This window comes from Streptomyces recifensis, assembly GCF_002154615.1.
Lineage (GTDB): Bacteria > Actinomycetota > Actinomycetes > Streptomycetales > Streptomycetaceae > Streptomyces > Streptomyces griseoluteus.
Map to the genome: position 1 here is coordinate 1 of NZ_MUNH01000693.1, position 5,185 is coordinate 5,185.

At 73.0% G+C, this 5,185-nt stretch carries 5 protein-coding genes; 3 read left to right on the plus strand and 2 right to left on the minus strand.

Annotated features, from left to right (window positions below; all coding sequences use genetic code 11):
• Positions 1 to 45 precede the first annotated feature (45 nt).
• Together CCN33_RS28465 and CCN33_RS28470 are read right to left on the minus strand one after the other, a co-directional pair.
• Positions 46 to 1,575: a hypothetical protein gene (locus CCN33_RS28465; protein WP_086696285.1), complete on the minus strand. Its 1,530-nt coding sequence runs from the start codon at positions 1,573 to 1,575 to the stop codon at positions 46 to 48.
• Positions 1,576 to 1,671: 96 nt separating this feature from the next.
• The gene (locus CCN33_RS28470; protein WP_086696286.1) at positions 1,672 to 2,364 is read right to left on the minus strand and encodes a GntR family transcriptional regulator; all 693 of its coding nucleotides are present in this window, start codon (positions 2,362 to 2,364) and stop codon (positions 1,672 to 1,674) included.
• 180 nt (positions 2,365 to 2,544) lie between these two features.
• Here CCN33_RS28470 and CCN33_RS28475 point away from each other — a divergent pair, with 180 nt between their 5' ends.
• The 3 genes from CCN33_RS28475 to CCN33_RS28485 all read left to right on the plus strand — a co-directional run.
• Complete coding sequence (locus tag CCN33_RS28475) at positions 2,545 to 3,849, plus strand: MFS transporter (protein WP_086696288.1); 1,305 nt, start codon at positions 2,545 to 2,547, stop codon at positions 3,847 to 3,849.
• Positions 3,846 to 4,685, plus strand: coding sequence for a putative hydro-lyase (locus CCN33_RS28480; RefSeq protein WP_086696287.1), 840 nt, complete (start codon positions 3,846 to 3,848; stop codon positions 4,683 to 4,685). Before CCN33_RS28475 ends, CCN33_RS28480 begins: the two co-directional genes overlap by 4 nt.
• A gap of 28 nt (positions 4,686 to 4,713) precedes the next feature.
• Positions 4,714 to 5,185: 5-oxoprolinase subunit PxpA (locus CCN33_RS28485; RefSeq protein WP_140394717.1), on the plus strand; the 472-nt coding region annotated here is incomplete at its 3' end.

A 5,185-nucleotide genomic window follows, 5' to 3' on the forward strand; every position in this document is an offset into this window, starting at 1 on the left:
GCGCCGCCGCGCGGGCGCGACAAGCCGCGACGGCGGGGCGGCCACTCACCCGGCCACCGCCCGGTCGCTGGCCATCCCCACCGCATCCAGCAAGGCGGTCCCCACGATCAGATCCGCCCCGCCGAAGTCGGGATCATCCAGCTCGGTACCGTCGTCCACGGCGAACAACAGCTTCGCCTCCCCCTGCCGGTAGGCGGTACCGACAGCGGGACTCGCCGCGTGAATGGCCATCAGCGCCACCAGATACGCCAGCTCGAACCCCTCGGCGGCCCGAGCCTCCGCAAGCAGCCCCGAGAGCCTCCGGGGAGCGTCCGCCGGCAGATCCAGCAGAGCGCGGGCCGCAGCGACCTGTTCCTGCGAGAACCGGCTGTCGTCCGGCGTCGCGATCAGGTCCGGCTCCGGCATCTCCGCCCCCAGATGCTCCCGCTCGACCGGCGGCGTCAGCAGGATGTCGACCAGATCCCCCACCCGCACCGACACCGGCGTACGCAATCCCACCCCGCTGCCGAAGAACGCGTCGGTGACCCGGATCGCCTGCTGAAGCGGCAACGGCAGGACAGGGGCGACCAGATGCCCGTACAGGTCCATGCCGGAGGTCCCCGTGGGCGTGGCGAACGCCTGCCGGTCCTGCTCCGCACGGAACAGCGGTCCCGCCTCCAGCAGCCGGGACTGGAGCTGGGTGTGGCGCCGGATGCAGTCCTTGACGATGTCGACCAGCTCGGCCGCGCGCCGCTTGTGCTCCGGCTCCTCCGTCTCGTCGCGGGCCTTGCGGATGTTCGTGAGGATCGCGTTCTCGTGGCGGTAGCGGTCGGCCACGTGGTCCAGCGCCTCGGCGATCATGTCGGGCACGGAGTTGAGCCAGTCGACCGCGCGGACGTTGCGCCGGGTGGCGTCCAGGGCGCGGCGCAGGGTCTCGGAGTACTGCACGGTGCGGTACCGGGCCTGTTCGGCGGCGAGCTGGGCGTCGGCCAGCCGACCCCGGTTGATCAGCACCTCCAGCTTGACCTCGGCGGCGATCTGGGCGCTGGTGACATCGGTGTCGAGGGCGCCGACGAGGACGTTGACGGCTTCGTCGGTGGTCCGCAGGTACACCGTGCCGCCGGGTCCCGGGACCTCTTCGACGAGCTTGAAGTCGTAGTCGCGGCGGACATAGCTGCCGTCGGAGGCGAAGGTGCCGTACACCGCGCGGAAGCCGCGGTCGGCGCTGCCGACGTTGATCAGGTTCTCCAGCACCCAGCGGGCCACCCGCTCGTGCTCGGCGGTGGTGCGGTGCGGGGCCTGGGCGGCGATGCGCGGGACGAGCCGGGCGACGATCTGCTCGTGGTCGGCGCCGGTGTCGAAGTCCATGTTGAGCGTGACGAGGTCGATGGCGGCGAGCGCCACCTCGGCCATGCCGTACGTCGAGTACTCACCGGCCAGGTTGGCCTTGCGGGCGTCCAGGTCGTGCAGCGGGGCCGTGCAGGCGAGCGCGCGCAGCCGCCGCGCCAGTCCCTCGTCGGCGGCCGGGCCCGGCGCGGGGCGCGGCGCCGCGCTGAGCTGGGGCGGAACGCTGTCCGTCGGTGCAGGCGAAGTCACGGTGCACAGATTAGGTCCTCGGTCCGACAACCACCCAAACGGTGTGGAAGCGACGGCCGTCACAACGGCGCGAGAGCCCGCTGCCCGAAAGGCGTCTCACTGCTCGTCGACCCGGCGGCGGTAGACCTCCAGCACTCGTTCGAGGGAGTCCGCGAGATAGGTCGACAGCAGTTCCTCCGCGCCGGCCCGGTCGCCGGCGCGGAGGGCGTCGAGGATCTGGCGGTTGCGGGCGAGGTAGGGCTCGTGGAGGCGGCGCGGGTGGTCCACGTGGTGGAAGGCGAGCCGGAGTTCGGCGAAGACGCTGCGCATCAGCTCGTCGGTGCGCTCGCTGCGGGCCAGGGCGACCAGTTCGCGGTGGAAGTGGAAGTTGGCCGTCCCCAGCGATTTCCAGTCACTTTCCCGCGCCGCCGACTCCCCCTCGGCGACCGCCCCGGCGAGCCGGTCGAGTGCGTACGGGGGTTCGCCGAGGCCGCGTACCACGGCGCACTCGACCAGGGCGCGGGTGCGGTAGATGTCCTCCACGTCAGCGACGCTCAGCACCCGGACGAAGACGCCCCGGTTGAGTTCGTGCACCAGCAGCCGTTCATGGGTGAGCAGCCGGAACGCCTCGCGCAGGGTGTTGCGGGACACCCCGAGGGCGCCACCGATGCTGTCCTCCGACAGCCGGGTGCCCGGCGGGAAGTAGCCCTCCGCGATCCGGCTCCGCAGGATGTCGGAGACGCGTTCGGCGGTGCTGGTACGGCCCAGGAGGGCGCGGTCGTCGGCCAGTTGACCCAACTGCTCTGCCATGCCCGGAATTCAACCGCAGAGCGGGGGACGAGACAACGTACCCATTGAAGGATCGTTGAACGATCCTCTACGGTGCTCCGCACGGCCCTCCCCCACGAGGCCGGCACGCACGACCCCGCGCCGCACGACCCGCACTGCTCACCGACCCGCACCCCCTCACGCTTCTGCGAGGTGCCGCCCATGAGCACGACCCCACCGCCCCAACTGACCGCCGTCCCGGACCGAGCCGCCCACGAGGAAGGGCCGCTGGGCTGGTTCCGCGCCCTCGGCCCGCGCGGCCGCCGCGCCTTCGCCGGAGCTTTCGGGGGCTATGCCCTCGACTCCTACGACTACTTCACGCTGCCGCTGACCATGGTCGCGCTGGCCGCGTACTTCAACCTCGACAGCGGCCAGACCGGGCTGTTCACCACGGTCACCCTGGTGGTGTCCGCCGTCGGCGGGGCCCTGGCGGGCATGGTCGCGGACCGGATGGGCCGCGTGCGGGCCCTGATGATCACCGTCGTCACCTACGCGGTGTTCACGGTCGCCTGCGGCTTCGCCCCCACCTACGAGACGCTGCTCCTCTTCCGCGCCCTCCAGGGCCTCGGGTTCGGCGGTGAGTGGGCGGTCGGGGCCATCCTGGTCGCCGAGTACGCGAGCGCACGGCACCGGGGGCGCACCCTCGGCGTGGTGCAGAGTTCCTGGGCGGTCGGCTGGGGTCTGGCCGCGATCGTCTACACGCTGGTGTTCTCCTTCGTCGGCGAGGACCTGGCCTGGCGGGTGCTGTTCTGGACCGGCGCGCTCCCCGCCCTGCTGGTGGTGTGGCTGCGCCGCCGGGTGCACGACGCGCCGCAGGCCGCGGCGGCCCGGGAACACAGCCCGGAGCGCGGCTCGTTCACGGCCATCTTCCGGCCGGGCACGGCGAAGGAGCCCGGCCTGCTGCGCGTCACCTTCTTCGCCAGCCTGCTCTCCACCGGCGTGCAGGGCGGCTACTACACGCTGGCCACCTGGGTGCCGACGTACCTGAAGACCGAGCGCGGCCTCTCCGTCGTCGGCACCGGCGGCTATCTCGCGCTGCTGATCTCCGGGGCCTTCCTCGGCTATCTGACCGGCGGCCACCTCACCGACCGGCTGGGCCGGCGCCGCACCATCTGGCTGTTCGCCCTGCTGTCGGCGGTCTGTGTGCTGGCCTACGCGAACATCCCGCCCGGCGCGGGCACCCTGCTCCTGGTCCTGGGCTTTCCGCTCGGCTTCTGCATGTCGGCCATCTTCAGCGGCTTCGGCTCCTATCTGAGCGAGCTGTACCCGACGCCCGTGCGCGGTACCGGACAGGGCTTCACCTACAACACCGGGCGCGCGGTGGGCGCGGTCTTCCCCACGCTGGTGGGCTTCCTGGCCGACAGCTGGGGCGTCGGCGGCGCCCTGGCGTTCGGCGCGGCGGGCTACGGGCTGGCGGCGCTGGCGCTGTTCGGGCTGCCGGAGACGCGCGGACGGGAGCTGGCATGACCAGCCCCGACCTGACCGGCGACCGTCCGGTGGCCCTGGCCGAAACCGGCGCCCGCGACTGGAGCCCCCGCACCGCGCGGGCCCGCTTCCGGGCGGGCCTGACCGGCCCCACCGCGGGTGTCGCCGCGGGTCACACGCAGGCCAACCTGATCGCGGTGCCCGCCGACTGGGCCTACGACATGCTGCTGTTCTGCCAGCGCAACCCCCGCCCCTGCCCGGTGCTGGACGTGACGGACGCGGGCGCGGTCACCACCGTCCTCGCGCCCGGCGCCGACCTGCGCACCGATCTCCCGCGCTACCGCGTGTGGCGGGACGGCGAGCTGGTGGCCGAGCCGTCCGACGCGCGCGAGTACTGGCGGGACGACCTCGTCGCGTTCCTGCTGGGGTGCAGCTTCACCTTCGAGTGGGCGCTGGCCGGGGCGGGCGTGCCGATCCGCCACGTCGAGCAGGGCCGCAACGTGCCGATGTACGTGACGGACCGCCAGTGCCGTCCCGCGGGGCGGCTGCGCGGGCCGATGGTGGTGTCGATGCGTCCGGTGCCGCCGGAGCATCTGCGGGCCGCGATCCGGGAGAGCGGGCTGCTCCCGGCCGTGCACGGCGGCCCGGTGCACTGCGGCGACCCGGCCGCCCTCGGCATAGCGGACCTGGCCCGGCCCGACTTCGGCGACCCGGTGGACATGGCGCCCGACGACATCCCGGTGTTCTGGGCGTGCGGAGTGACCCCGCAGGCGGCGGTGATGGCGTCCCGGCCGCCGTTCGCCCTCACGCACGCGCCGGGGCAGATGTTCCTGACCGACGCGCGCGACGAGCAGTACCGCGTGGTCGGCGTCGGCTGATCCGCGTACCCGAGGAGGTCCGTACCCGATGACCGTGACCGGACCGGTCGATCTCAACGCCGACCTGGGCGAGGGCTTCGGCCGCTGGCAACTGACCGACGACGAGGGGCTGCTGTCCGTCGTCACCAGCGCCAATGTGGCCTGCGGCTTCCACGCCGGGGACGCGGCGACCATGCGCCGGGTGTGCGAACTGGCCGCCGCGCGCGGGGTGACGATCGGCGCCCAGGTCTCCTACCGCGACCTCGCCGGCTTCGGCCGGCGCGCGATGGACGTGCCGTCCGCCGAGCTGGCGGCCGAAGTCGCCTACCAGATCGGAGCGTTGGAGGTGTTCGCGCGGGCCGCCGGCGCCCGGGTGGCCTACGTCAAGCCGCACGGCGCGCTCTACAACCGCGTCGTACGGGACGAGGAGCAGGCCCGCGCGGTGGTCGACGGGGTGCTCCTGGCCGGCGCCCCGCTGCCGGTGCTGGGCCTGCCCGGCTCGCGCCTGCTGGAGGCGGCGG

Bases quoted from the DNA above. Each gene is read 5' to 3' on its own strand.
- CCN33_RS28475 (WP_086696288.1), top strand. From the start codon at position 2,545: ATGAGCACGACCCCACCGCCCCAACTGACCGCCGTCCCGGACCGAGCC.
- CCN33_RS28480 (WP_086696287.1), top strand. From the start codon at position 3,846: ATGACCAGCCCCGACCTGACCGGCGACCGTCCGGTGGCCCTGGCCGAA.
- CCN33_RS28470 (WP_086696286.1), bottom strand. From the start codon at position 2,364: ATGGCAGAGCAGTTGGGTCAACTGGCCGACGACCGCGCCCTCCTGGGC.